The 26,080-nt window shown below is 42.7% G+C and carries 28 protein-coding genes; 14 read left to right on the forward strand and 14 right to left on the reverse strand.

The genetic code is table 11. The annotated features are described in order from the left end of the window. Position 1: 1 nt before the first annotated feature. Positions 2 to 769, forward strand: a complete 768-nt coding sequence (locus FTV13_RS04580) for a TSUP family transporter (protein WP_180011167.1) — start codon at positions 2 to 4, stop codon at positions 767 to 769. Between the two features lie 127 nt (positions 770 to 896). Then, positions 897 to 1,364 (forward strand): hemerythrin domain-containing protein, encoded by a 468-nt coding sequence (locus FTV13_RS04585; RefSeq protein ID WP_005233643.1) that lies wholly within the window; start codon positions 897 to 899, stop codon positions 1,362 to 1,364. Positions 1,365 to 1,436: 72 nt separating this feature from the next. Here FTV13_RS04585 and FTV13_RS04590 read toward each other — a convergent pair whose 3' ends face one another. Continuing rightward, positions 1,437 to 2,321: a DMT family transporter gene (locus FTV13_RS04590; protein ID WP_166137992.1), complete on the reverse strand. Its 885-nt coding sequence runs from the start codon at positions 2,319 to 2,321 to the stop codon at positions 1,437 to 1,439. Between the two features lie 332 nt (positions 2,322 to 2,653). Here FTV13_RS04590 and FTV13_RS04595 point away from each other — a divergent pair, with 332 nt between their 5' ends. Then, a complete protein-coding gene (locus FTV13_RS04595; protein ID WP_166137989.1) occupies positions 2,654 to 3,784 on the forward strand; it encodes a hypothetical protein in 1,131 nt (376 codons plus the stop codon). Between the two features lie 46 nt (positions 3,785 to 3,830). Here the strand turns inward: FTV13_RS04595 and FTV13_RS04600 are convergent, their stop codons facing one another. After that, positions 3,831 to 4,697: a DMT family transporter gene (locus FTV13_RS04600; protein WP_166137986.1), complete on the reverse strand. Its 867-nt coding sequence runs from the start codon at positions 4,695 to 4,697 to the stop codon at positions 3,831 to 3,833. A gap of 126 nt (positions 4,698 to 4,823) precedes the next feature. Continuing rightward, the gene (serA, locus tag FTV13_RS04605; RefSeq protein WP_166137983.1) at positions 4,824 to 6,056 is read right to left on the reverse strand and encodes a phosphoglycerate dehydrogenase; all 1,233 of its coding nucleotides are present in this window, start codon (positions 6,054 to 6,056) and stop codon (positions 4,824 to 4,826) included. Positions 6,057 to 6,410: 354 nt separating this feature from the next. On the opposite strand from serA, the gene FTV13_RS04610 reads away from it, so the two are divergent. The 5 genes from FTV13_RS04610 to FTV13_RS04630 all read left to right on the forward strand — a co-directional run bounded on the left by FTV13_RS04610 (position 6,411) and on the right by FTV13_RS04630 (position 11,413). Beyond that, positions 6,411 to 7,820, forward strand: a complete 1,410-nt coding sequence (locus FTV13_RS04610) for an FAD-binding oxidoreductase (protein ID WP_125279697.1) — start codon at positions 6,411 to 6,413, stop codon at positions 7,818 to 7,820. A 142-nt stretch (positions 7,821 to 7,962) separates the two neighbouring features. Continuing rightward, complete coding sequence (locus FTV13_RS04615) at positions 7,963 to 8,340, forward strand: hypothetical protein (RefSeq protein WP_004787040.1); 378 nt, start codon at positions 7,963 to 7,965, stop codon at positions 8,338 to 8,340. Positions 8,341 to 8,478: 138 nt separating this feature from the next. Next, positions 8,479 to 9,411: a hypothetical protein gene (locus FTV13_RS04620; protein ID WP_180011169.1), complete on the forward strand. Its 933-nt coding sequence runs from the start codon at positions 8,479 to 8,481 to the stop codon at positions 9,409 to 9,411. A gap of 2 nt (positions 9,412 to 9,413) precedes the next feature. Beyond that, complete coding sequence (locus FTV13_RS04625) at positions 9,414 to 10,046, forward strand: NADAR family protein (protein ID WP_166138021.1); 633 nt, start codon at positions 9,414 to 9,416, stop codon at positions 10,044 to 10,046. A gap of 137 nt (positions 10,047 to 10,183) precedes the next feature. Continuing rightward, positions 10,184 to 11,413 carry an MFS transporter gene (locus FTV13_RS04630; protein ID WP_166137977.1) on the forward strand — a complete coding sequence of 410 codons (1,230 nt, stop codon included), beginning with the start codon at positions 10,184 to 10,186 and terminating at the stop codon, positions 11,411 to 11,413. A 211-nt stretch (positions 11,414 to 11,624) separates the two neighbouring features. Here FTV13_RS04630 and FTV13_RS04635 read toward each other — a convergent pair whose 3' ends face one another. The 5 genes from FTV13_RS04635 to FTV13_RS04655 form a co-directional block, all read right to left on the reverse strand. Next, positions 11,625 to 11,921 carry a DUF3817 domain-containing protein gene (locus FTV13_RS04635; protein WP_004787034.1) on the reverse strand — a complete coding sequence of 99 codons (297 nt, stop codon included), beginning with the start codon at positions 11,919 to 11,921 and terminating at the stop codon, positions 11,625 to 11,627. Between the two features lie 127 nt (positions 11,922 to 12,048). After that, the gene (gene yccS / locus FTV13_RS04640; RefSeq protein WP_240904204.1) at positions 12,049 to 14,151 is read right to left on the reverse strand and encodes a YccS family putative transporter; all 2,103 of its coding nucleotides are present in this window, start codon (positions 14,149 to 14,151) and stop codon (positions 12,049 to 12,051) included. A 205-nt stretch (positions 14,152 to 14,356) separates the two neighbouring features. Continuing rightward, positions 14,357 to 14,899 carry a superoxide dismutase family protein gene (gene sodC / locus FTV13_RS04645; RefSeq protein WP_166135846.1) on the reverse strand — a complete coding sequence of 181 codons (543 nt, stop codon included), beginning with the start codon at positions 14,897 to 14,899 and terminating at the stop codon, positions 14,357 to 14,359. A 110-nt stretch (positions 14,900 to 15,009) separates the two neighbouring features. Beyond that, positions 15,010 to 16,158, reverse strand: a complete 1,149-nt coding sequence (locus tag FTV13_RS04650) for an AI-2E family transporter (protein ID WP_166135849.1) — start codon at positions 16,156 to 16,158, stop codon at positions 15,010 to 15,012. Between the two features lie 132 nt (positions 16,159 to 16,290). Beyond that, positions 16,291 to 16,935, reverse strand: coding sequence for a ParA family protein (locus FTV13_RS04655; RefSeq protein ID WP_166135852.1), 645 nt, complete (start codon positions 16,933 to 16,935; stop codon positions 16,291 to 16,293). A gap of 123 nt (positions 16,936 to 17,058) precedes the next feature. On the opposite strand from FTV13_RS04655, the gene FTV13_RS04660 reads away from it, so the two are divergent. Together FTV13_RS04660 and FTV13_RS04665 are read left to right on the forward strand one after the other, a co-directional pair. Next, positions 17,059 to 17,526: a Holliday junction resolvase-like protein gene (locus FTV13_RS04660; protein ID WP_004787020.1), complete on the forward strand. Its 468-nt coding sequence runs from the start codon at positions 17,059 to 17,061 to the stop codon at positions 17,524 to 17,526. A 26-nt stretch (positions 17,527 to 17,552) separates the two neighbouring features. After that, positions 17,553 to 18,137: a hypothetical protein gene (locus tag FTV13_RS04665; protein ID WP_166135855.1), complete on the forward strand. Its 585-nt coding sequence runs from the start codon at positions 17,553 to 17,555 to the stop codon at positions 18,135 to 18,137. Here the strand turns inward: FTV13_RS04665 and FTV13_RS04670 are convergent. Next, on the reverse strand, positions 18,134 to 18,760 hold the full coding sequence (locus FTV13_RS04670) for a class I SAM-dependent methyltransferase (protein ID WP_166135858.1): 627 nt from the start codon (positions 18,758 to 18,760) through the stop codon (positions 18,134 to 18,136). The genes FTV13_RS04665 and FTV13_RS04670 overlap by 4 nt on opposite strands. Positions 18,761 to 18,940: 180 nt before the next feature. Between FTV13_RS04670 and FTV13_RS04675 the strand changes: the two genes are divergently transcribed. Further along, entirely contained in the window at positions 18,941 to 19,504 is a 564-nt protein-coding gene (locus FTV13_RS04675; RefSeq protein WP_166135861.1) for a hypothetical protein, read from the forward strand. A 221-nt stretch (positions 19,505 to 19,725) separates the two neighbouring features. Here the strand turns inward: FTV13_RS04675 and FTV13_RS04680 are convergent, their stop codons facing one another. After that, on the reverse strand, positions 19,726 to 20,058 hold the full coding sequence (locus tag FTV13_RS04680) for a HopJ type III effector protein (RefSeq protein ID WP_166135864.1): 333 nt from the start codon (positions 20,056 to 20,058) through the stop codon (positions 19,726 to 19,728). A 166-nt stretch (positions 20,059 to 20,224) separates the two neighbouring features. Here FTV13_RS04680 and crcB point away from each other — a divergent pair, with 166 nt between their 5' ends. Continuing rightward, on the forward strand, positions 20,225 to 20,605 hold the full coding sequence (gene crcB / locus FTV13_RS04685; RefSeq protein ID WP_166135867.1) for a fluoride efflux transporter CrcB: 381 nt from the start codon (positions 20,225 to 20,227) through the stop codon (positions 20,603 to 20,605). 77 nt (positions 20,606 to 20,682) lie between these two features. Here crcB and FTV13_RS04690 read toward each other — a convergent pair whose 3' ends face one another. Both FTV13_RS04690 and FTV13_RS04695 read right to left on the reverse strand, forming a co-directional pair. Continuing rightward, entirely contained in the window at positions 20,683 to 20,934 is a 252-nt protein-coding gene (locus FTV13_RS04690) for a type B 50S ribosomal protein L31 (RefSeq protein WP_180011171.1), read from the reverse strand. A 97-nt stretch (positions 20,935 to 21,031) separates the two neighbouring features. Then, positions 21,032 to 22,330, reverse strand: a complete 1,299-nt coding sequence (locus FTV13_RS04695) for an AarF/ABC1/UbiB kinase family protein (protein ID WP_166135870.1) — start codon at positions 22,328 to 22,330, stop codon at positions 21,032 to 21,034. Positions 22,331 to 22,618: 288 nt separating this feature from the next. Between FTV13_RS04695 and FTV13_RS04700 the strand changes: the two genes are divergently transcribed. Continuing rightward, positions 22,619 to 22,825 (forward strand): DUF1737 domain-containing protein, encoded by a 207-nt coding sequence (locus FTV13_RS04700; RefSeq protein WP_166135873.1) that lies wholly within the window; start codon positions 22,619 to 22,621, stop codon positions 22,823 to 22,825. A gap of 30 nt (positions 22,826 to 22,855) precedes the next feature. On the opposite strand, the gene FTV13_RS04705 is transcribed toward FTV13_RS04700, so the two are convergent. Both FTV13_RS04705 and FTV13_RS04710 read right to left on the reverse strand, forming a co-directional pair. Then, positions 22,856 to 24,214 carry an MATE family efflux transporter gene (locus FTV13_RS04705; protein WP_180011173.1) on the reverse strand — a complete coding sequence of 453 codons (1,359 nt, stop codon included), beginning with the start codon at positions 24,212 to 24,214 and terminating at the stop codon, positions 22,856 to 22,858. A gap of 40 nt (positions 24,215 to 24,254) precedes the next feature. Further along, the gene (locus FTV13_RS04710) at positions 24,255 to 24,713 is read right to left on the reverse strand and encodes a DMT family transporter (protein WP_166135880.1); all 459 of its coding nucleotides are present in this window, start codon (positions 24,711 to 24,713) and stop codon (positions 24,255 to 24,257) included. 126 nt (positions 24,714 to 24,839) lie between these two features. Here FTV13_RS04710 and hemW point away from each other — a divergent pair, with 126 nt between their 5' ends. Beyond that, entirely contained in the window at positions 24,840 to 25,994 is a 1,155-nt protein-coding gene (hemW, locus tag FTV13_RS04715; RefSeq protein ID WP_166135883.1) for a radical SAM family heme chaperone HemW, read from the forward strand. Positions 25,995 to 26,080 lie beyond the last annotated feature (86 nt).

Raw genomic sequence — 26,080 nt, forward strand, 5'->3', positions numbered from 1 at the left:
AATGGACATTGAGATTATCCTCAGTCTGGTGCTTTTTGCCTTTATGGCCGGAGCGATTGACGCTGCCGTCGGTGGGGGTGGTCTGATCCAGATCCCGGCGATTATGAGCAGTCTGCCGCAGCTGCAACCTGCCACAGTATTTGGCACTAACAAGCTAGCCTCTATTTTCGGTACAGGCTCGGCAGCCTTTTCCTATCTTAGACAGGTCAAGCTGCCATGGGTTTTACTTGGTGTAATTGCGCTGTGCAGCTTTATTAGCTCATTTATTGGAGCAGCCAGTGTCACCTTGATTCCGGTGGATATTCTCAAGCCTTTTGTGCTGATCATGCTGATCGTGATTGCGATTTATACCTTCATGAAAAAGCAATTCGGACGGGTACATGTCGAGCAAAAGCTGAATAAAAAGATGCTGATACTGGCAGCATTAGGTAGCCTGGCTATCGGTTTCTATGACGGAATTTTTGGCCCAGGCACGGGCAGTTTCTTTATCTTTTTCTTTATCCGTTATCTGAGCGTGGATTTCTTGCATGCCTCAGCTTTATCGAAAATTGCCAATTTCACTACTAATCTCGCGGCACTGAGTTTCTTTATTCCTACAGGTCATGTGCTATTTCTGGTGGGTGCCATGATGGCAGCTGCCAATATTTGCGGTTCGCTGTTGGGTGTTAAGCTGGCCTTTAAATATGGCAGTGGTTTTATCCGAACTCTGTTTCTGATCCTGGTCAGTTTGCTGATTTGCCGTATGGCTTATCAGATGTTTTTAGCCTAAAAATAGATGTAAACTATTCTCAATATTAAAGTTTTTTATACAAATTCGCCTTATAAATATTCCTGACCATTTGCCGGTTTCACTCTATGCTGGAGCAAAGGCATGACAAAAACAGGAGAAAAATTACATGACCACCATTTTTGAAGCATTAAGGGAAAGTCATGAAATCCAGCGTGATCTGGCAGAAAAATTACTGCAAACTTCGGGGGATTCGCCAGAACGTCGTGAGTTGTTCAAGCAGCTGAAGAATGAACTGTTTGCGCATGAAACCGCAGAAGACCGTTACTTTTATATTCCCTTGATGATGACAGATCCCGGCCTGAACATTACCCGTCACGCCTTGGCAGAACATCATGAGATGGATGAAATGATTGAGGAACTGACTGAAACTGAATTTAGTAGCCCAAGCTGGATTGCAATTGCCAAGAGACTGTCAGATAAGGTTCATCATCATTTGAAAGAAGAAGAGCATGCTTTCTTCCAGCAGGCCGGGAAAATTCTGGGAGATGAACAAAAGCAGGCTCTAGCGGATCAGTACAAAACTGAATATCAGCGTTATAAAGAAATGAAAAAAGACATGCTGGTTAAAAGCTAATATTTAAATTTATTTAAATTCAAATTTTCATGACAAAAAAAGATGGCCAGAGTGCCATCTTTTTTTATTTATTCAGCTTTCTATTTTCCGGGTTTTATATTGCTGTCGTGCTTCCCGCATGGTCACGCCAACTGAAGCCAGCATAATACAAACCAGTGCGACGGTTTGAAGTAGCGTAATTTTTTCACCCAGCAAAATAAAACCTACCAGTGCCGCCAGAGCTGGAGACAGACTGGAAAGCGTACCATAACTGGTTTTATTCAAGTGCTGGAGCGCTTTTAAATCCAGCGCATAAGGAATGGCTGTTGCCAGCACTGCAATAGTAATGGCCTTGCCCCAATATTGAGTATCAATCAAAGCAGAGGTGTTGTTATATAGGCCGATTGGTAGTAAACACAGGGCTGAAATACTGATGGCAATCGTCAGTGCATGCATCCCGATATTTTGCTGTACTACGCGTTGCCCAAAATAGATATACAGCGCCCAGCAGAGGCCAGCCCCTAGGGCGCAGGCTGCACCAAACAGGTCAAAGTTACTGCTATTGGCTTCCCCCCATGGCACCATCAGCACAATACCTAAAATTGCCAGTAGCACCCAGACATAGTCCTTACGGTTCTGAATCGAAATTAAGGCCAAGCCTAGCGGGCCAATAAATTCCAGTCCGACCGCAATTCCTTGCGGGAGTATACCCAACGACATGTAGAACAGGATATTCATCACGCCTAGAGAAGCACTATAGCAGAGCAGATCCCGCCATTTCAGGAATTGTAAACGTCGGATAACTTTCCAGGAACGGAACATGATACAGACAATAATGGCGGCAAAGCAGAGTCTTAAAATAGTGACAGTGATCGGGTCAAGCACCAGGAAAAGTTGCTTGGCGAAGGATGCACTGATCTGGTATGAAGTCATGGAGAGAACCATGTACAATACAGCAAGAAGTTGGACGTTTGGCATGGGAGAAACTACTTATACCAGAAGGGTATAATCGAGATACAGAAGAAAGCGGAAGTATATCAAACTGGTTAATTTTTGATGAGTAGGGCAGAAGAATATTTTGTGAATACGAAGCAGATTTTGGATCAGTGGATTTAAATTTTTGATTTTATCCCCCACCGAAAAAATTAAATTCAACGTTAATTGTTGATGAGATTGTGGTTACAAATTAATCAATTTTTAATTTGATCTTAATTTTATATTTATTAAAATGGCTTAGACCTCATGATTTGGGTCAACTTTAAAATAACAATGAAAAATAAAACGATGAAAAAATAATAAGGTAGATAATAATGAAATTAAGATTACTCTCTTGTGCTGTCTTGAGCCTTATGCTGACTGCATGTGGTGGCTCTGATTCTGATAATAACGAGCCAGTCGCAGGTCAACCAACCCCAACCAATCCTGGAACCCCGGATAATGGTGATGGAACATCAGATACGATTTCTGAATTCTATACATATCAGTTCAACCTGCCGAATATTGATGCTTCAGATATGGAGTCGGAAAAGCTTCTATTGGCCAGTCATAAAAATAAAATCACTGACGGCATCTTGTATGCAGATGATAACCGGACTGTTGATACTGAATATGATCTTGATGAAGATATGACCTTCCCAATTTATGTCACAGAAAAAGGCGTATTCCCTGCAGATCGTGCCCGTACAGCATTAGGTTATAAACTGGAAAAAGTACTGGAAAATACTTCTGAACAATTTACCAGTCGTCCCGTCACTATTCCGGAAAATAACATCAGCAATCATCGACACCTGGAGTGGTACGACCTGTCAGGTAAAGCATTAACTGAACGTACCAATATTGCTGTCGTGAAGATGTATGACGATACCGAGACCAGAGTTTTCTTTGATACTGATACCACGGATGCTGAACGTAAATATTACAATCAGTTTGCTACCAATTTTGTCGGTTTGCAGAAGGCACGTACTTTCCCGAACGGATCTAAATGTTTCCGTATTCTGGCGGAACATCCTGAGGAAGAATTTATTGAATTTGATCCGGATATCAAAACTGGCTATCGTACACTGGCTGAATGGCAGACAGGCGAGTCTGTTCAAGAGATGGCGAAAACCATTTTAGATGGCACGATGGCTAACCTGAAATTTAAAAAAGCCGAATATAAAGACGATGCTCAGCAATATTATAAATACTTTGGGGCGATCGAATATCAGGGTGAAATTTATTCCAGTACTTTCTCGGAACATGGAGAGCATATTGATCATGCCGATTATATTGCTCAAGCAAGAAAAGCTGCCTTGGACAATTTAAGGGAAGAGGGTGCAACTCCTCTAATGCTCAAATGGACAGATTACCTGTATGACCATCTTGCTTCGGCATGTGATGGCTATAATGTGACAGCAGCTACAGCATTAAATACAGCTATTAAGGATGCAACGCCACGCTAAAATTAAATTAATCATCTTAAAAAAGGCGCTTGAGCGCCTTTTTTATTTAATACTTTCTTCTTTGTGTCATCACCGTACAGCCAATCGACGCACTGATAATGGTGGCCAGCGCCAGCCATTGTGTCCACAATAAAGTCTCGCCTAAGAATACAAAACCGGAGAGTGCTGCAACCGCAGGTTCCAGGCTCATTAGAGTGCCAAAACTCAATGCGGTTAAATTACGCAGTGCAATCATTTCCAAAGTAAAGGGTAAGGCACTGGCAAGTGCAGCCAAAATAACAAAATACATGAGGCTGCTTGGCTCAAACACATGAGCAGGCATTCCCGCAAATAGGGCAATCGGCATCAGCACCAGCATGCCGACGAACATGCCCAGACACACGGTATGATTCCCTGATACACCCGAAGGTTTTTGTCCGGCCACGATATACAGTGCCCAGCAGGAACCTGCACCTAAGGCAAACAGGATGCCAATCGGATCAAGCGGTTGTGCAGCCTGATCAAAGGGAAACAACAGAACCAGTCCCAGAATGGCCAATCCTACCCAGATAAAATCAAATTTCTGCCGGGCATAAAACAGGGCAACACTTAAAGGGCCAATAAATTCAAAAGAGACTGCGATTCCAATCGGCAATCGATCAATTGCCAGATAAAACAGCATATTCATGCCAGCTAATGCCAAGCCATAGCTGATAATGGCTGGCCATCTGACCTGGCGGAAATTGATCTGCCAGACTTTAAAAATGAGCGCCAGAATCAATGCACCCAATAGCAGGCGCATCGCAGAAACGGTCAGGATCGGGAACTGGCCAAACAGATATTTGGCAAAGGAGCCGCTGCTCTGCATGCTGATCATCGCGATCAGCAGAATCAGCGGCGCTTGCACCATAGGTGCAATTTTAAGATTTGGCATGACTAAATTTGTTTCGATTTCTCGAAGAGCGGAAGAGCAACATCAGCTGAGTAAGGCTTAAAAATAAAAACCTTTAAGCAATAAAAAAACCACAGCCCGAAGACTGTGGCTTTTTAAAAACCTGAATTAGAACAATACGCGAACGCGGATTGTACCTTCAAGATTGTGTAAAGTATCGAGTGCTTCTTGAGATGCAGTTGCGTCTACATCCATCACCAGGTAACCCACATCGCCTTTGGTCATTAAAGTCTGACCAGAGATGTTGATGCCGTGTTCAGCAAACAGGTTGTTGATCTTAGACAGCACACCCGGAATGTTTTTGTGGATGTGAAGCAGACGGTGTTTGCCTTCAGTTAATGGAAGCGCGATTTCTGGGAAGTTCACTGCAGAAAGCGTCATACCTTTATCTGAATAAGCTACAAATTTCTCAGCAACTTCCAGACCGATGTTCGCCTGAGCTTCCATAGTAGAACCGCCCACGTGTGGAGTCAGGATCACATTTGGAATGTTACGTAATGGAGAAACGAATTCTTCACCGTTCGCTTTAGGCTCTTTAGGGAATACATCAACCGCAGCACCCGCAAGATGGCCAGATTTCAATGCTTCAGCCAGATCTTCGATCACCACACATGTACCACGTGCCGCATTGATGAAGATTGAGCCTTCTTTCATTTGCGCGAATTGTTCTTTGGTCATGAAATTACGTGTAGACGGAACATCAGGAACGTGAATAGAAACAACATCAGCATTTGCAAGAAGTTCGCCCATTGTGCCGACCTGACGTGCATTACCCAGTGGTAATTTAGTCACTGTGTCGAAATAGATCACTTTCATACCCAGGCTTTCAGCAAGGACAGAAAGTTGTGAACCAATTGAACCGTAACCAACGATACCTAAAGTCTTACCACGAGTTTCGAACGAACCTACAGCAGATTTGTTCCAGCCGCCTGCATGTGTATCTGTAGATTTTTCAGGTACACGGCGAAGCAGAAGAATCGCTTCAGCAAGTACAAGTTCAGCAACCGAACGTGTATTTGAATACGGTGCGTTGAATACCGGAATACCGCGACGCATTGCTGCATCCAGGTTCACCTGGTTAGTACCGATACAGAAACAACCTACCGCGATCAGTTTGTTCGCAGCTTCAAACACTTCTTCAGTGAGCTGAGTACGGGAACGGATACCAATGAAGTGTGCATCTTTAATCGCTTCTTTCAGTACTTCACCCTCAAGCGCTGTTTTGCGATAGTCGATATTGGTATATCCAGCTGCATTCAATGTGTCGATTGCGTTCTGGTGAACGCCTTCTAACAATAGAAAACGGATTTTATCTTTAGGTAGAGATAGATGTTGGCTCATTACGGCTCCGCTACAAAGGCCAAATTTAGTCGCCGTATAATAGCACAGGAATGGGGCGGTTATACATTTCCTTGATGACTACAATATCAGCTATTTTTGCAAGTGATAGTAGTGAAAATGATAGAACTGGTTGAATTAAACTATCATTTTCAAAGGTATATTGTCAAAATTGTCATTTTTTAAGGGAAAGCCCTAAAAATAGCTTATAATATTGCGCCATGCTGTTTAAGCTGCCAGTTTTGGTGCTTTAATCATCATGTTTCGCCTGCTTTGTATACAGGTTTTAATGCCTGAAAAATATACAAATAAACCGGCGAGGTCTCTCTTGTTTAATTCATGCTAGGTCTGCAAACGATGAATGCTCCAGTCGCTTTAACCCCAGAGTTATTGACCCAATTGACTGCAATTGTGGGTGAAAACCGTATTAAAACTGATGCGGACAGCCTCCAGAATTGGGGTCGTGATCATACCAAACACTTTGATCCAAACCCATCGGTCATCGTTTTCCCATCTTCGACTGAACAGGTTCAAGCAATTGTGAAGCTTGCCAATCAGTTCAATGTTGCAGTGACTCCATCAGGTGGTCGTACTGGTCTTTCTGCAGGTGCTGTCGCTGCGAATGGCGAGATTGTGGTAAGCATGGACAAGATGAACCAGATTCTGGAATTCTTCCCGGCAGACCGTATGGTGCGCGTACAGGCAGGTGTGGTGACTGAACAGTTGCAAAACTATGCTGAAGAGCAGGGCATGTATTACCCGGTTGATTTTGCCTCTTCTGGTTCAAGCCAGATCGGCGGGAACATCGGCACCAATGCTGGCGGGATTAAAGTGATCAAATACGGCATGACCCGTAACTGGGTGCTTGGCCTGACTGTGGTGACTGGTAAAGGTGATGTACTGCGTCTAAACAAAGGCATGATTAAGAACGCAACAGGTTATGCGTTACAACATCTGTTTATCGGTGGTGAAGGTACCTTAGGGTTAGTCACTGAAGCAGAAATCAAACTTGAGCGTCAGCCACACGACCTGCAAGTGCTGGTACTGGGCGTACCTGATTTTGATGCGATAATGCCAGTATTGCATGCCTTCCAGGCGAAAATCGACCTGACTGCATTCGAGTTCTTCGGTGAGCTGGCAATGCAAAAAGTACTGGCCAATGGTCACGTACAGCGTCCATTTGAAACTGAATGTCCATTCTATGTATTGCTTGAGTTTGAAGCGCCGTTTGAGCCGATTATGGACAAGGCGATGGAAATCTTCGAGCACTGTATGGAACAGGGCTGGGTGCTGGATGGCGTGATGAGCCAAAGTCTTGAGCAAGTACACAGCTTATGGCGTCTACGTGAAGACATCTCTGAGTCAATCGCTCCATTCATTCCATATAAAAATGACATCTCTGTACTAATCACTCACGTACCGGCATTCATTAAAGAAATCGATGCGATCGTGAATGAAAACTACCCAGACTTCGAAATCTGCTGGTTCGGTCATATCGGTGACGGTAACCTGCACTTGAATATCCTGAAACCGGCTGACCTGACCAAAGATGAATTCTTTGCGAAATGCCAAGTCGTGAACAAGTACGTATTTGATACGGTGAAAAAATACGATGGTTCAATCTCTGCGGAACATGGTGTAGGTATGACCAAGAAACCTTATCTTGAATACACCCGTTCAGCTGAAGAAATCGAATACATGAAAGCCTTGAAAAAAGTGTTCGATCCAAATGGCATCATGAACCCAGGCAAACTATTTGATCTTTAATCGGAATAGATTTACAAAAGCGCATCGAAAGGTGCGCTTTTTTTATTGCTCTGTAACTGGGCTTACAGAGTCTAAATAGCGTTAAGCTGAAAAGCCCGGCATGATAATTTCTGCATAATAAAGATAATCTGGGTTAAACAATATGTTACGGTTATTGGCGGTTACAATTTTAGGTCTGGGTGTGATGACATCAGGTTGTACAACCACCCAGAAAGTGATTGCAAAAGTGCAGTCTTCTTCGGATACACCTTTGGATCAGGTGCTTAAAATGAGGCCTGACCTGCGTGAAGAACTGGCAACAGTCGAGATACGTCAGTTCTTTAATCGTGTTGAGTCACCGACGGTTGGACAGGTAAAAGTGACTGAAACAGGTTTGATGGATGATTCGGTCAGATCGATTCAGACCATTTATCATTTTAGGAAAGAAGAGAAAAACTGGAAAATGCACAATACTGAAAAGCTCTATCAGTGTGTACGCGGTTCAAATACCAAAACTTTCCAGAAGGCAGTCTGTCCATAATAATGTTTGATCTTTAAACAAAACTTCGTTAAAAGCGTATCTTCAGGATGCGCTTTTTTGCTAAGAGAAATTATGGATCAATTCATAGATTATATTTCAAATAAATTGTTGACCTATGAGGGCTTCAGTGAGCCCCTAATGGATAAAAACGGAAATACTGATAAAAAGAGAATGGTAGTTCACGTATATACTTGGTTGAAACAATTTGATCCTGATGAACAAGAAAATTTAGGCAGAATTACAGCTAATCTTCTACAAAAAGCTTACATTGAAAAAAATTATGAACAGCAATTTATTGAGAAACAATTTGAAAATGAATTAATAAGAAGAGGAAACTTAATAGCTACTCCATTAACAATTCAGCGAAATGGAGAAAGTCAAAAAACTATGGTCGGTTTTTATAATAAGCTGGTGGAAGAAAAAGGTTTAGAATACGATACACAAAATTATTTGTATCTAGATGACTTCATGTTTAGTGGAGGACGAGTCTTTAATGATTTATCTAATTATATTCCTTTAATTAAAAGAAATATAACTATTATTGTTTTAGTTATTGGATGGCATACTTCCGGTCAATATTACCAAGCAAATGCACTTGGTAAAAAAATCGAAAAACATAATAAAGAAAATAATTTAAATATTGAGTTAAAGTGGCTATCTATTGAGAATTTAAGACTTGAAAATAGATTAATTTATAATAATAGATCTGATGTTCTGTGGCCAATGGAACAGACTTTAGATTTACCTGAGCTTATGACTAGAAAGATCCCAGGTTTTAAATATAGAACTGGTTTTATAGAGAGTAAAATTTTTGATAATCATAATGATAGAATTTTTCTAGAAAAAATCTGTCTTAAATATGGGTTCAAAATTATTGATAGATGTACTAATGTTCATAAGACTACAAGACCATTAGGAAATTCTAAATTTGATTATGGCTTTGGTGGATTAATATTTAATTATAGAAACTGCCCAAATAATACGCCTTTAATTTTTTGGTGGGGAAGTAATGATCCGCATCATTTTATGAGCCGACAATGGTATCCATTAATGCCAAGAAGAGTTTATTAAAAATGGATAAATTAGCTGAAAGAATTTATAACCCTAATAATGAAGATTTAGCTGTATTTAAAAAAACACATGAAGAGTGGGGGGGATATTCTAATATGGCTGCCGGTTTTCCTATTATTGTTAATAATACAATTATAAGATCATCGGAAGCATTGTATCAAGCTCTTAAGTTTACTGGTCATCCAGAAATACAAAGGAAGATTATTTCTGAAAAAAGTCCGATGACAGCGAAAATGGTTAGTAAGCCTTATAAAAGCCTTATCAGAGAGGATTTTGACATTATCAAAATTAAACTTATGAAATGGAGTGTAAGAGCTAAATTACTTTCTAATTATGATAAATTTAAAGCTTTATTATTAGATTCAAATAATAAAATCATTGTTGAAGAGTCAAGAAGAGATTCTTTTTGGGGTGCTAAAAGACAACCAGATGGAACGCTAGTTGGGGTGAATGTTCTTGGCAGAATTTTAATGGAACTAAGATATGAACTTCAAATAGGGAAGGACTTAGAGGTTTTAGGGCGATTAGATATTCCTCATTTTGATTTTTTAGGAAATCCTATTAACCCTATTTATAGAATAAATTTAAGTGAAGAGACACAGTCAAAAAATATTCAGAGTGATTTTTTTTATTGAAAATTTTTCTTAATATCTTAAAGTTTTTAATAAAAAGGCACACAGATTTTAAAAACAGACTCTGCTACACTTCGCTGAATTTTCTAATTCAAGCTCTTTTAAAGTTCTAAAAAGAGTAATTGAGTATTAACTCTTCCATGCAAAACGCCCAAACCCACAAACTGACCCGTGCCACACTGATGTTTCCTCTGGCACTGGTGCTGTTTGAATTCTCCGTCTATATCTGTAATGACCTGATCCAGCCGGCCATGTTGGCCATTACCCGTGATTTTGGTGTGAGCAGCTCTTGGGCACCATCTTCTATGTCCTTTTTCCTGTTAGGTGGGGCATTTGTTGCCGCAATTTTAGGACCCTTATCAGACCGTTTAGGCCGTAAAAAAGTCCTGCTCGGTGGCGTGGCATTTTTTGTAATCTGCTGTCTGGCAATTTTACTCACACCGAATATTCAAAGTTTTCTGTTCCTGCGCTTTTTACAAGGTTTTGGCTTGTCCTTTATTGCTGCTGTGGGTTATGCCGCGATTCAGGAAAGTTTTGAAGAACGCGATGCCATTAAAGTCATGGCACTTATGGCCAATGTCTCCTTGCTGGCACCCCTTTTAGGGCCAGTGGTCGGTGCCTTTATGATTGACCATGTCTCATGGCACTGGGGTTTTATCGGCATTGCCTGTCTGGCATTTCTGAGCTGGTTTGGACTGAAAGCGAAGATGCCGAATCCGAATATCAGTATTCCCAAACAGCCACTCGGCTATATTATCGATGACTTTAAACAGGTCCTGAAAAATAAGCGTTTTGTGATTATGACCATGGCATTGCCACTGGTGAGCTTGCCATTGATGTTATGGATTGCCTTATCTCCCGTGATTCTGGTTGAAGAACTAGGCTTGAGCAGCATGCAATATGGCCTGGCTCAGTTTCCGGTATTGGGTGGCCTGATTCTGGGCAATATCATTCTGCTAAAAATTATCGACAAGATGCCGCTCGGTAAAACAGTGATGCTGGGTGTGCCATTGATGTTGTTTGGAACCATTTTGCTTTTAGTGGGAATGCTGATTTCGGATTATTTTCTGCATTGCCTGATTATCGGTACCACTTGCATCAGTCTGGGTGAAGGGATCAGCTTCTCGGTATTGTACCGTTTTGCCCTGATGTCATCTGAAGTGTCTAAAGGCACGGTTGCGGCAATGGTATCTATCTTGATGATGCTGAGTTTCTTTACCGTAATTGAAGTAGTCAGAATTGCTTATGAAGCTTTTGATCTTTGGGCTTATTGCGGTGCCTCGTTTATTTTAATTGCGCTGTGGTTTGGCTTGCCGCGTATGCAGCTGAAACAGGTGATGCTGGAAAGAAAAGGGCGAGGGGAGTTTTAAAAGAATTCCTTTCTCTTAAATATTTAATCGAATGAAGCTATTTACTTTATGTGCCTCAAATACAAGTATTAAATGTTCTCTCTCCCTATGGGAGAGAGTGAGAGAGGGAAATATTAATAAAATAACCTCACCCTTGCGCAGCAGTGCTGCTCATCTCCTAAAAGGCGAGGGAACGTCCATGATTGATTTAATAATGATTAGAATCCAAAAGCTAAGCTTCAGCCGGCTGCTCCAACTTCTTTAATTTCATATCAAAAATAAATGGCCCAAACGGCAGAATCGAAGCGATCAAACCCAGTATAAACATACTCAGAGACCATTTCTGTTTTTCGCAGACTGCAAATAACACCACAAGAAAAAGCACGAAAAGAACGCCGTGACCCATACCGATATATTTCACCAGAATCGGGTTATCCATCATGTACTTAACCGGCATCGCAATAAATAACAGCAGCAGAAATGAAATACCTTCAAGCAATCCAACCAGACGTAAAGTTTTAATATTCACGCGCACTCACTCTTCTATGTTCTATTCAATCAGGCTTGAGTGTACCCAATCTGCCGATTTAAGCAAAATGAAATTTATAGAATAAAATGAATTATTTTAAATACTTATATCCTAGTGCTCCGCTTGGTTATTTGATTTCAACTGCCAGTAATTGCTGTCTTAGAGACAATAATTCAGGCAAGGTTTCCAGTAACAGACTGATCTGTTTAAGTACCAGCAGCAGGTGGGTGGAAATATGTTCCTGCTGACTCAGTTGCCGGATTTCTGCCAATTGGCCTTGAATGTCCTGCTGCGGTACATTTTCAGGATTTGACAGGGCATTAGTTAAAGTCTGCTGACAGGCAGAAAGCAGTTGCAGAATTTGCGGATCAGATACCTGTTCACGATGGCTACCCAATGCGGAAATATAACTGAGCTGACTGTGGCTATAAACCAGATAACGGAAGGCATTGCGAATCAGCACCGGATCTGGATTCGGTTCGGTACTTAGACTGGAAATCATATTGGAAAGGTCAATCTGGGCATTGTGGGCCAAACGACGTGCTGTCCGATAAGCAATGCTGTTATTTTTGCCATGCTGATATTGCTCCAGAATAGCCAGTAAATAGTTCAGCGTCGCTTGGGAGGATTTTTTGATATTGCTGGAAATATTACGGAAATTCCAATCCGGCCAGATACAACTGACCGCCAGCCAGGCAATCAGACAGCCAATTAGGGTATCGATAATTCTCGGCAGAATGACAGCATAGCCTGCGCCTTTCAGATTAAAAATCAGCAGTACCACCAAGGTTGCCATCAATGTGGCCATAGCATATTTCTTGGAGCGCAAATAGAAAAAACCGACACCGAAAATAACTGTGAGCAGCAATTGGCCTTCAATACTCGGCACAAAATACAGGATCGGAATTCCCAGGATGACGCCGAGCAATGTACCTAAAGTCCGCAGTTTTAAACGGCTTTTGGTAGCGAAATAACTGATCTGGCAGACAAACAGACTGGTCAGCAATATCCAGTAGCCATTTTTGGCAAAGGGTAATAGGGAAATGGCATAGCCAACCAGAAAGACCAAAGCGATCCGTACCGCATGACGAAACAGCGCCGATTGCGGTCCCAAATGGGGTTTTAATTTCAGCCAGAAATCCGCAGGTCCACGCAGATCATCATCAAACAGGCTGGAATCATCAAAATACTTTGGATAATCTGGACGGTAAATGGCTTGTCCATCCTGCAAATGTTGCAGCTGTTCATGCACACTCAGCAGATTGCTCAGAATGAGCTGTAAGTTTTTCACTTCAATATTCTGGGGGTGTTGCGCAATCCAGTCCTGCATAGAGGCTTCTAATGCTTTGAGTGCCAGTTGATGCTGTTCAGGAAGTTGATAAGTTTCATTACGCAATACGCAAGTAGCCAACTGCTGGCAGGCAAGCGCCTGCAAGTGAATATTTTTCTGAATCCGAAAGATCAGATCGGTACGGCTAAAATGCTGGTGAATCTGCTCGTAATGCAGATAGTTAGCAGTTGCCTGCTCATGAATATCCTGAGTCAGAAAATAAAGATTCAGCCAGTAAATAGTTTTATGATTTGGGCGCGAGGCTTTGAGTCGGGTCAGTAAAGAATCTTTGGTGCGGTTAAAGCTTTCAATGACTTGGGTATTTTTTAAGGAAAGTTCATAAAGCAGCGGTTCGACATTATTCTGATTATCGGGATCAAATAATTTGGCTTTGGTCGATAGCAGCTCTGCCATCTGTTGCAGGTTGATGGACAGATTTTCCTGAACCTGTAAAGTTGGACGAATCAGATAAAATAGGATAGAAGTCAGGCCATACCACAGCACACCAACTACAAAATACAGCGGCTGTTCGTACCAGTGCGCATATTCTCCCAAGCCAAACATGGTGTAAATGGACAGCAATACAGTGCCAAATGAAATGGTGGCATAACGCTGTCCCAAAGCCCCCATTAAGATAAATACGGCACTAGAAAGTGATAGCCAGAGTGCAAACCAGATTTTATAGGGATGCAGAAATTCCAGCATGCTACTGACCGCAAAAAACAGCAGCATGACCAGCCCCAGATTGCGTAGCCTTAAACTTAAACGGTCATCAAAATCGGTCAGGGCGGTGGCAATTGCCCCTAAAGTGACCGGAACAATCAAAGTCTCATAGCCGAGAAGCTTTAGACCAAAAGTCGTTCCTGAAAGCACAATGAACATCTGCAAACAGTAAGTCATCAAGGCACTGGACTGAAAAGGCAACAGGGCTTTTTTAAGTATGTGCTGAAGAGGATGCAATATGGAATCTGAGCTATTCACAAGAATATGATCCGTGGTATTTGACTGCCGGTTTTGAATGCAATTTAAGCGCCAATTTCAAAAGAAATATCTACTAAAAAACGGGCAAGAAGCCCGTTTTTGAATGCTAATAATCTGTAATAAATCAGATTACGCCACATGCAATACGTTCACCGCCACCGCCTAATGGCTGCGGTTCATCTGAATAGTTATCACCGCCTGCATGGACCATGATGGCACGACCTTGAACATCTGCCAGTTTCAGGCGTGGCGCAAGTAGAGTCACACGTGCTGTACCATCAGTGTTTACTTTAAGGGCTGGTAAATCACCCAGATGACCCGTCACGGGCGTGCCATGATGAGGTGCCTGATTCGGGTTGTAGTGACTGCCGGCAGCAAGTGCAGCACCTGGTTTGCCATCTTTTTCACCCGGTGCACATGAACCATTTTCATGAATGTGGAAACCACGCTCACCCGCAGGAAGCTGTTTCAGATTAGTACGAATCACCAGGCCAGCCGGACTGTCACTCAATAATACGGTACCAATCGATTCACCGACGCCCTGTGCAGAGACTGCATTCAGGGTCACGGCTTTAACATTTTCAGTCGAAGTAGAGGTTGAAGCGCAACCGGTAAAAAGTGCGGCACTGACTGCGCACAAAGCTGTAAGTTTAAACAATGAAGACATAATTATCACACCTTGATCTTTATTCTGCTTTTCGGAATCTATTGAAACAGAGCAAGACCAAAAGCACTATGGAAAATCAGTACTTAAATGTTTTAATTTGTTTAAGCCAGTCAGTCTTGTGATTTCGGTGTCTTGTTGCGGCGCAGACGGAATTTTTTCTTCGGTTCAACCTCATGCGCCATAGTGGCTTTAGGCATCATCAAAGGTTCATTCAGGTTGCTTTCATGTAGCCATTCACGCCAGATGGCCAGTAGTACGGCCAGAATCACCGGTCCAATAAAGACACCGACCAGACCAAAACTGGCAATGCCACCCAAGACACCAAACATGATCAACAGGAATGGAATTTGTGTTGCGCCTGAAATGACCAGTGGACGAATCACGTTATCCGCTGTACTCACAATACAGACACCCCAGACCATGACGCCAACGGCTTCAATAGTCTGTCCTTGCGAGAATAGCCATAGCGAAACTGCACCATAAGCAACCGGAGGGCCAAAAGGAATTAAGGCAAAAATAAAGGTGATAATGGTCAGTACCATCGGGTTCGGTACGCCAGCTACAAAGTAGCTGATACCTGCCAGCAAAGACTGGGCAATCGCTGTTAAGCCTACCCCATAGACCACCGCACGTGTGGTATCTGAAATTGTCGCCAGATAATGGTGAATACGTGGACCGACTACCATCTCAAAGGCTTTACGCACCTGATTCAGAATGGTATGTCCATCACGGTAGAAGAAGAATAACGACAGCACAGCAAAACACAGCTTGAAGACGTTTTTACTGATTTCATTCAGTACGACTTTACCATAATTCAGATGACCCTGAATCCAGGCTGAAATGGTCTGTGCAATACTGTTTGGATCGGCATTTATCTCATTCAGGGTGCGGGTAATTTCCTTACCTACAAGTGGCAGGCCGCGAATAAAATCTGGAACGCTGAGATGACCTGAGAATACCTGTTTCTGCAATTCAAAATACAGGTTCCGGCCTTCGTGTTGCAGCATAAAAATGGCAAAGATAAAAGGCAAACCAAATACCAGAATCACACCCAGAATCATAATGGTCGCACTCAGTGTCGGCCGATTGCCACTCATTCTTAAGATCGACTGATACAGCGGCCAGGTCATGTACGCAATAATGGCTGCCCAAACTACAGGAATGATGAAATACTTGAGTATGTGAAAACTCAAAAAAATCAGAATGAAAAATAGTCCAAATAATAAGACTTTTTGTAGTGTAGGCGCGTACTGTTGCACTGAATTTAGAAGCTCATTTTTTTAGGTCGTGTCAGGCATATTAACTGAAAAAAAAGCGATCGAAAACGATAGTGCAGGAAGTAGTACGATTATTTTCCCAAGAATAAAAAGAAGAGGCTAAAAATAACAGAACTAGAACCATTGGCTTGGATCGTCAATAATGGCATTCAATAAAGGTTGCCATTGATCCTGTAATTCACGGTACATCTTCTGCTGTTTATCAAAAATAGACAGGCCTTGCATGGCCAGTCGGCTATAGGGTGCACGTTCAGAAATCCAGGTAACCGGTTGCTGATCAATTTTATTAAAGAATTGCTGAATGTCCTGATTACTGGCTGCATTAGGTTTGGTGCGGTTAGCGAGGAGCAGAATTTCAACCTTGCCTTTACGGATACGTTTAATATCCTGCAAATGTTTGAGAAAACGGCGCGTAGAATCAATATCAAAAAAAGAAGGCTGCAGCGGGATAATGATGGCATCCGCTTCACTAATTAGCTGTTCGGCATGATCTTCAGTCAGCGCTCCGGGTGCATCGATAATCAGATATTCCAAGTTTTTAGGCGCATCCCCAATCGATTTGGCATTCCGCCAGTCCAGACTCTGAATCGGCGCGGCATCTTTTGGGCGATGTTTCAGCCATTGCAAGGTCGATTTCTGGCTGTCCGCATCAGCCAGAGCAACTTTATAACCCTTTTGTGCCAGGGCAGCTGCCAGGCTAATCGCAGTAATGGTTTTACCACAGCCACCTTTCTGATTTGCAACTAAAATAGTTTTCATGACCCGGGATGATTTAATTCTGCTCCCGCCTAGCATATCATTCTTTGCAGGCTTACTGGATGGCAGACCCTTTCAACTTCAGTCGAAGGTAGGCAGCAAAATAAAGCAGATTAGGAAGATTGAATGTCCATTGGAATGGCTATGCTGATTGGTGCCTGTATTGGAGTGGTTTTAACTACCCTGATTCTGGGCCAGACGCGAAATGGTCGAATTAAAGCAGAATATGAACAATATATTGCCGAGCTGGAGCTGGAACATCAGCAAGCTTTAGTCGCTGCACAAAAACGCAGTGTAAATACCAGTCGCGCGGTACTCAAAGGCAAAATGGCCGAGCAGTTGGCACCGATCATGCCAGAGTTTCAATATCTACCTAGTGATGCCAAATTTTTAGGCGATCCGGTGGATTATGTAGTCTTTGATGGTTATACCGATTTTCGTGATGGTGAAGGACTGGCAGAAGATATTGAAGTGGTTTTGATTGATATTAAAAGTGGTGGTGCACGTCTGACCAAAGGCCAGATGGCAATTGCTCAAGCCATTCAGGAAGGACGGGTACGTTTTGAGACCATCCGGATTGATTTTGAAGACTGAAGGACAGCAAGCTTCAACGCTACACTATGGATAAACTGATTATTGCCGCAGCACTGTTTGCGCTTGGACTATGGATCTGGTCGGAATACTTTCGGGCGATCCCGAATCTGGAGCAGGCCGGGGTACTCAAAAATTTTCAGGTAGAATCGATTGAGCCGCATCAGGCTGAATATCGCGTACTGGCTAAACAGTATTATGGGCCTGAGCGCCGTACCATTCATCCAGCCAGTCCGGTGGTGGGAAGTTTTAATGATCTGGCCTATGTCAGTAATATTGATCTGTTACTAGCAGTACCGGAAGTATCCAGTGCTGTATTTAAACCATTCAAGCTTGAGCAGGACAGGCGTTGTTTTAATATGACCGCTACAGACGCACAAGCCAATCCTGCGAACATTCAACCTCATTTGCTGAACCTGGGTGTGATTGCCGCCAGCGAAGCTGTTGCCAATAAGGTTCGCCGTTTAAAAGCAGATCAGCGGATCTGGCTGCAAGGTGACTGGGTACAGGTCAAATTAGCGACCAGCCAGCAAGAATTTCAGGTTGGAAAAAGCAATCCAAAATCAGCCCAATGCCGCCTGTTTAGAATAACTGATTTAAAAGTGCTGGATTAAAGCGGTTTATGCGCTCTAGCTAACAGCATACGCTGGCCAATCTTTGGAATACCTTCTGCATCGATATAATGAACTTCATCCAGTTCAAACCCAGCCTCTAAAAGAGCGGTTTCAATATCCCGGTTAAGATGACAGCCATCTGCCACTTTCTTCTGAATCGGGGTGAGTAAATGCTGTAAGCGCTGAATGTTGAGATGCTCTCGGTTTAACACATGCTCAACCAGATGAAAATGGCCGCCTGGCTTCAGAACCCGGTAAATTTCATGCAGACTTTGATGCAGATCCGGAATACTGCATAAGGTCCAGGTTGATACGATATTTTCCAGACTATTTTCTGCGAAAGGCAGGGCTTCTGCACGAGACTGAATCTGTTCGACCGCAAAAGGACTTTGACTGATACGCTGCTCAGCCAGTTTAAAAATGTCCGAGTTAGGTTCCAGTGCATAGACTTTATCGACGGCCTGATAAAAAGGCAGATTCAATCCTGTACCAAAGCCAATTTCCAGGACTTCACCTGTAATAGGCAATAATAATTCGCGGCGTAAATCCATCAGGGATGGGGTCTGCATGACCTGATTTAGCAAATGTGGAAAAATATGTTGTTGATAGAATTTATACAGCATGGTCGCATTCAAATGATTCTTAGACAGGCTTAGATTAACCGAAAATAATCAGATTAGCTAAAGCCCTCCGCTCACCAAAATTGATCAACTTGTTACTAATTTCAACTATTTATTCATTAAAAAAATCGTACTATCAAGCAAGATATTCTTGAAAAGATTTGATGGAATAAAGACAGAATTATGTTCAAATATCTTCGATACTATGCTTTGGCGGCCAGTCTTTTACTACCGCTTTATGGTCACACTTCTGTAGACCATAATGTTGCCAAAGGACTGCCACCGATGGCCAAAGATCAATCCATTTCAGTCTTGCAGCCGTTTAAAGGCGATTTCCGCATTCTGGGATCAAAAATTTATACTGACGACGAGCAGGCCAAGTTCTCTCCGATCGATTATGCGGTGAGTTGGGGTCTTTTTGCGCAACCTGAAATTGCCCGCCACATTACGGTCAATCAGTATAACCGTTACCTGAACTGGAAAATGGATCGCGTGCCAGTGCCTATTGAACAGGCTAAACAGATGGTATCCAATATGCACATCATCCCTGCCAATCCACAAATTGCCAAAGCAATTAAACAGGTAAAACGGGGTGACCTGGTGCGTTTGCAAGGGGAACTGGTGGAAGTACGTGATAAAGACCTCGTCTGGAAATCCTCTTTAACTCCAACCGATACCGGTGATGGCGCTTGTGAAGTGTTTCGGGTCAGCTCAATCAAGTGGATTGAGAAAGTGGGTAAAGGTTAAAACTGGAAAACTTATGGCTTTCTGAAAGGTGTGCTCGGGTGATTCTGAGTGGTTTGGCTTTCTTGATATTTAATTTATTTTAAACCTATAGTTTTTCATTTTTAAAGTGAACTACTTCTTCCAAAAAATAATTTTAATCTTAAATATGAATGTCATTTTGTTCTGTTATTTTGATATAAAAAACCGCCAGAAATAGGCGGTTTTTTATTTTAAAGACATGCTTATTTGGCAACCAGTGCTTCACTTTCAAAGGCAATGCCATCCCAGCCATTTTGCATGAACTGGCGGATATTCTGGTGATCCGTTGCTTCTGGTGTGGCCAGTACAGCCGCATAGTGTTCTGCAAACAGGCTCAAGGTTTGTGCCTGATCCAAACCATTCAGTTTGGCAAATGAAAATACTTTGGCACTGCCTTGGTTTTCAGTGGCAGCATTAGCCTGTTGACCATTTTTAAAAGCAGTTGGTGTATGAGCATAGCGCGCATCGATATATGCAATTACATCTGCAAATTTAGCTTCGCCCGCAGCCAATTGAACCAGTAATTCCTGAGCCATGTGGATTCCCTCTAGACTTAAATCAATTTGAATGGCGTCGAATATACCAATTTTTTGGCAAAGATCCATGTTCATTCTGCAATTTTAGGTGCATGATGTTATTCATTATTCTCGTCCCACATGGTGGCTGAGAAAAGGTTTAAGATCGAATAAAGACGGAGTAGACATGAACTGGCTTTTGGTGGCAATGGGCGGCGCGATCGGGGCAACACTGCGTTATGGAGCAGGAATGTTGATTGCCAAGCCACAGATGCTATTTCCGTGGCCGACCTGGTGGACCAATATTATAGGCTGTCTGTGTGCCGGGATTTTCTTTGCCCTTAGCCAGAAATACAGTTTCCTGCAAACTGAAGCACGGCTATTTTTGATGGTAGGCATCTTGGGCGGCTTTACGACTTTTTCCAGTTTTGGCCTAGAAACTTTTCAGCTGCTTAAGCAGGGTGCAGTCACGATTGCCCTCAGTTATGTGATCTCTAGTGTGATTGTCGGAGTATTGATGCTGGGTGTGGGCTTCTATTTAACTCAGCTGGCTTTAGCGCAGGCATAAAAAAGTCAGGAAATTGGAGGTAATTTCCTGACATAAACCGCGATTTAAATTGAGAGTAAAAATCGGAGGTTTTAAGTTTAACCACGTTTAAAACGGGCAAAACGTTTGTTAAAGCTCGCTACGCGACCTTCATTAATGGTTTGACGTTGCTCACCGGTATAAAACGGATGTGAAGCACTCGAAATATCCAGGGTGACATAAGGATAGGTCTTACCTTCATATTCCTTGGTCTGGCTAGAAGTCATGGTGCTGCCAATCACGAAGTAGGCATCAGCATTGGTGTCATGAAATAAAACTTCTCGATATTCGGGATGAATGTCTGGACGCATCGTAATATTCCTCTTGTAATTTAAGAGTAATGTTATAATGTAACATTTGATATTTCAAGTGAAGTAGGGTTACAGCTTGTAAGCTTATTACTTCAACTTAACTGCGACTTGGCACGATTTCTTCAAATACATCACTCAAATCATCATGTACTTTCAAATGAATCAAGTTCCAGTATTGTCCGGAAATAGTACGGTTCACCATCAGGGTATCTGGCGACGGTTTGAATACATCCCAATATTTCAGAGAAGGTTTGAGCAATTCCATTCCATCATGATGTGCTGAGTTTTTAGCAAAATCATAATTAGTGGTTAAAGGACGCATCAGCACTTCTAGCCATTGTTCATACAGATCGGCCGGGAATTTTCCGGTTTCTGTCAGGGTATGCAAGGCATCCAGTTGCTGTTCAATGGTCGAAATATCCTTGTCACGGGCTGCATGGATCAACTCTTTGAAATGAGTAATGATCTCGGTAGAAAGCGTTTTAACACCGCCGTAATCGTAAATAATCACCGAGCCATCTTCACGGAAGGCAAAGTTCCCTGGATGCGGATCACAATGGAAACGTTTCAGATAGAAAATTTCCTGACCAATCGCACGGAATAAACGGCGGCCTAGGGCATTACGGGTTTCTAGCGGCCATTGGCTGGCTGTTTCCATACTTTCACCCTGTTCCAAGCTTAGGGTCAGAATATGGCGGGAAGAATATTCACTAAATACTTTCGGAATCACAATTTGGTGATCGAGCGATTCATGAAAGGCACGTGCCACTTCCAGATTCTGAGCTTCAATTTCATAATTGAGTTCATTGTCCAGACTATGCTGGATTTCCTTGAATAGCTGATCCTGCAATTTGCGGTCAATTTTTAGTACACCCATCAAACGCAAGGCCAGACGAACCTGTTTCAGGTCACTTTCACAGGCTTCTTCCACTCCCGGATATTGCACCTTGACCACAACCTGCTGACCATCGGGTAGCGTCGCTTTATGCACCTGTCCGATCGAGGCTGCGGCAAAAGGCTGCTCATCAAACTGCTGGAATAGGTCCTGCAAAGATTTACCTAATTCTTTTTCAACCTGTGACTGAATCTCTTTAAATGGCATCGGGGGAGCCTGACGCTGCAATTTGGAAATGGCTCGAGCAACTTCAGGCGGGAAAATATCTTTATATTGTGAGGCAATCTGGCCGACTTTCATCACCGCACCTTTCATTTCCCCCAAGGTATCAGCAATCTGTACTCCAATATCCTGAAATAATTTACTGCGTGCAGCATTTTTCTGCTCTTCATCCGCAGTTAAATTTTTAATCGAATTGGATAGGGTTTTACTTGCAATACTTGCGGTCATTCCAGCCAATTTCATAAAGCGGCGACCAGGCGTTCGAGCCGTTTTTGCCATGCGAGATTCCTCAAAATCACCATTTTTATGGGTGTATTTGATCATAGGTGACAAACTATAAATTGCCTATATTTAATTGTAGATGTTATGTTGCAAAGCTTCTCAAAGTATTCATATTTGCTTGATATTGTTCATTTGATTTATGCAATTTTTAAACCAACTCGGCGTATGTACGGCAGTTTTTAAATCAATTATTTAATTATTCTGGAGAGAGCAAAGCATGATTTTTAAGTGCCTTTCCATGATGAAAGTCTTAAAATAATCGCATCTCAAGATCAAGAAATTTCAATGAAAGTCTATCGATATTTTACTGGTAAAGATGATGTGAATTTTTGTGCCCGTGTGACCAAGGCACTCAATGAAGGCTATGAACTTTATGGTGCACCGACCATGACCTTTAATGGAATAGATGTCATTGTCGGGCAAGTGGTGATTAAGGAAGTGGCGGATGAGTCGGAAATTCCACAGGGATTAAAAGATGCATTAAATCAGTAATTCAATGCATCTTTTTAAATAATAAGAGAATTAGGCACGCTGGCTTAAACGTTTGTTATTGCCATAAAGTCGTGCCAGCAATAAAACACAGGCCACGCTTAGACCGACAATCAGTCCGACCCAGACGCCTGCCGCACCCATATCTCCAAAACGGGATAGATAAACCCCTACAGGAAAGGCAATCACCCAATAGGCAATCATGGTGATCCACATGGGACCTTTGGTATCCTGCATGCCGCGTAAGCAACCTGCAGCACTGATCTGCCAGGCATCCATCAGCTGATAGGCCACAGCAAAGAGCACCAGATAAAGCGCAATCTGGGTCACCATAGGATCAGAGGTATAAAGCGCTACGATTTCACTACGGAACACCCAGAGTAATAACATGATGAGCAGAGCCAAAATCGTCGCGGTCATCAGACCTAAGCTTTGCACTCTACGCATGGCATCCCAGTTCTGTTCACCATAATAAGTTCCCACCCGAATGGTTAGTGCAATGGCGAGAGACATCGGAATCATGAACAGCTGTGAGGTAACAGAAATAGCAATCTGGTGAGCGGCCACAATGGTTTCACCCAATGGGCTCAAGACTATCGCTGCGGTACTAAAAATACTCACTTCAAAGAAAATTGCCAGTCCGATCGGAAAGCCCAGCTTTAAAATCCGTTTCAGCCAATATCCGTTCAGCTTTTCCCAGTGACTAAATGGCTGACTACTTTGATAAACCCGATTTTTAAAAATATACAGCGCCAAGCTGAATACCATTAACCATTGCAGAATTGCTGTGGCAAAACCACAACCGGCACTGCCCAGTGCCGGAATAGGGCCAACTCCATACATAAAAATGAAGTTTAATGGAACCAAAAGCAGTAGCGCCATGAGGCTAATAGCAGTGACCGGACGTGGATAACCAATGGCTTCAGAATAACCACGTAAAGCCGCATACATGGTCACAGCAGGCATACCAAAGCCGATGGCATGTAGGAACAGACCAGCCTTAGGTTGCAAGCTTTCTGGGACACCTAGTAAAGGTAAAGAGAGGGGCAAAACTTGTAAAACCAGACCCGCAATCACCCCAAGGATGAATGCGACCCATAATGATTGTCGCGCAATTGTGGCAATTTTCTCAGGTGTACGTGCACCTTTAGCTTCAGCGACTAGAGGCGTGGTGGCGATCATGATGCCACTGAAGAGTAGCATGACTGGAATCCAGAGGCCGACACCAACCGCAATCGCTGCCAGATCAGTTGGTGAGAGACGCCCGGCCATAATGGTATCAATCAGGCCCAAACCTGCCTGGGAGAATTGTGTGACCAGAATGGGCAACATCAGATGGAACAGCTGTTTTAATTCATAACGACGGGTTGTGGCTGTCAAAACATTCGACACAAAAATTACTCATTAGTGATCATGTGCTTAGAGATAAGGTTTAGCGTTGTAAAGTGAGAAGCACACCAATAAAAATCACCACGCCACCTAAAAGACGTTGCCAGTTCACCGGCATTTTTTCATTGCCCAGCAGACCAAACTGATCGACGATCATGGACATCACCATCTGACCAAAAATAATCATTCCAGTCAGTGTCAGGAAGCCCATTTTGGGAGCAGCATAAATGCTCATGCTAATTGCATAAACACCCAAAAATCCACCTAACCAGAGATACCAGGGAACTGCCATCAGCTCCTGTAAGCCTGGTTTGGGATGTGACTGAAATAGCACGATGCCGGCAAGCACTATTGTACCAATCAAAAAGGAAAAAAATGCAGCTTGAATAGGAGAATATAAATATTCTTTTAACTGGGTATTAATAGCCGTCTGTAAGGTCAGCAAGACCCCGATTGCAAAGACCAAAGGCAGTAAAATGAGGAGCTGGGAAGATATTTTCATAATTTTAACTATCTAATTCTATTTAAATTTTTAGGCATTAGGCGATGGCGATTTTAATTTTAGCAGTGTTGTTGCCGAGTCATGTTAAAATTACGCTAGATCTTGTAGTTGTTTTTGAGTAGTTCTTTGGCTGAATTGAATCCTGCACTTATTCCCTTATCCCTGTATATTCATATGCCGTGGTGTGTACGTAAATGTCCGTATTGTGACTTTAACTCGCATGCCGTGCCTGATGGGGAGTTGTCTCTCGAGCTGGAGCGGGAATATCTGCATGCGCTGGTAGAGGACTTTAAAACTCAGGTTGATTTTGCCCAAGGCCGTTCGATTCATAGTGTATTTATCGGAGGGGGAACGCCATCACTGATCTCTGCTGCAGGTTATCAGTGGCTGTTTACCGAACTGAAAGCACTGATTCCTTTTGAAGAGAATTGTGAAATCACACTGGAAGCCAATCCAGGTACGGTGGAGCATGATCCATTTGCTGGCTATTTAGCAGCTGGTATTAATCGTCTTTCTATTGGCGTGCAAAGTTTTAATACCGAGCATCTGAAAAAGCTGGGCCGAATCCATAGCAATGAAGATGCGATCTCGGCGATTGGCCTGGCGCGTGATGCTGGTTTTCAACGGATTAATGTGGATTTGATGCATGGCTTACCTGAACAGACACTAGAGCAGGCACTCAATGACCTGAAACTGGCAGTCGAGAATGGTGCTACGCATATTTCCTGGTATCAGTTAACTATTGAGCCGAATACTGTGTTTTTCCGTACTCAGCCGATTTTACCGGTCGATGAAGTACTGGAAGAGATTCAGGAACAGGGCGAGGCTTATTTAAAAGCCAATGGCTTTATCAATTATGAAGTCTCTGCCTGGCGTGAAGAATTACCATCGGCACATAACCTGAATTACTGGCAATTTGGTGATTATCTGGCCATTGGAGCAGGGGCGCATGGCAAAGTGACTCAACCGGATGGTGTTTACCGTTTCCAGAAAACCCGTTTGCCCAAAGACTATTTAGCCAAAGTGCCAGCAGAACATTTGCAGTTTAAGCGCATCGAAGCGGCAGATATGCCGTTTGAATTTATGATGAATGCCTTACGTTTAAATGAGGGTGTGGAAGCGAAGCTTTATCTTGAGCGAACAGGCTATAGTCTGGATACACTGGATGAATTGCTGACTTCATTGCGCCAACGTCAATTAATGGTAGAAGATACAGAACGTCTGGCATGTACTGAGCAAGGTCACATCTTTTTAAACTCTGTGCTGGAAGAGTTTCTTTAATTGCCTAATCTATCCGAATAATTAATCCAGTTTAAAAAGAAAAAGCCCGATGAGTTACATCGGGCTTTTTCTTCTCTCTCCACTAT

Source organism: Acinetobacter sp. YH12235, from assembly GCF_013417705.1.
GTDB lineage: Bacteria > Pseudomonadota > Gammaproteobacteria > Pseudomonadales > Moraxellaceae > Acinetobacter.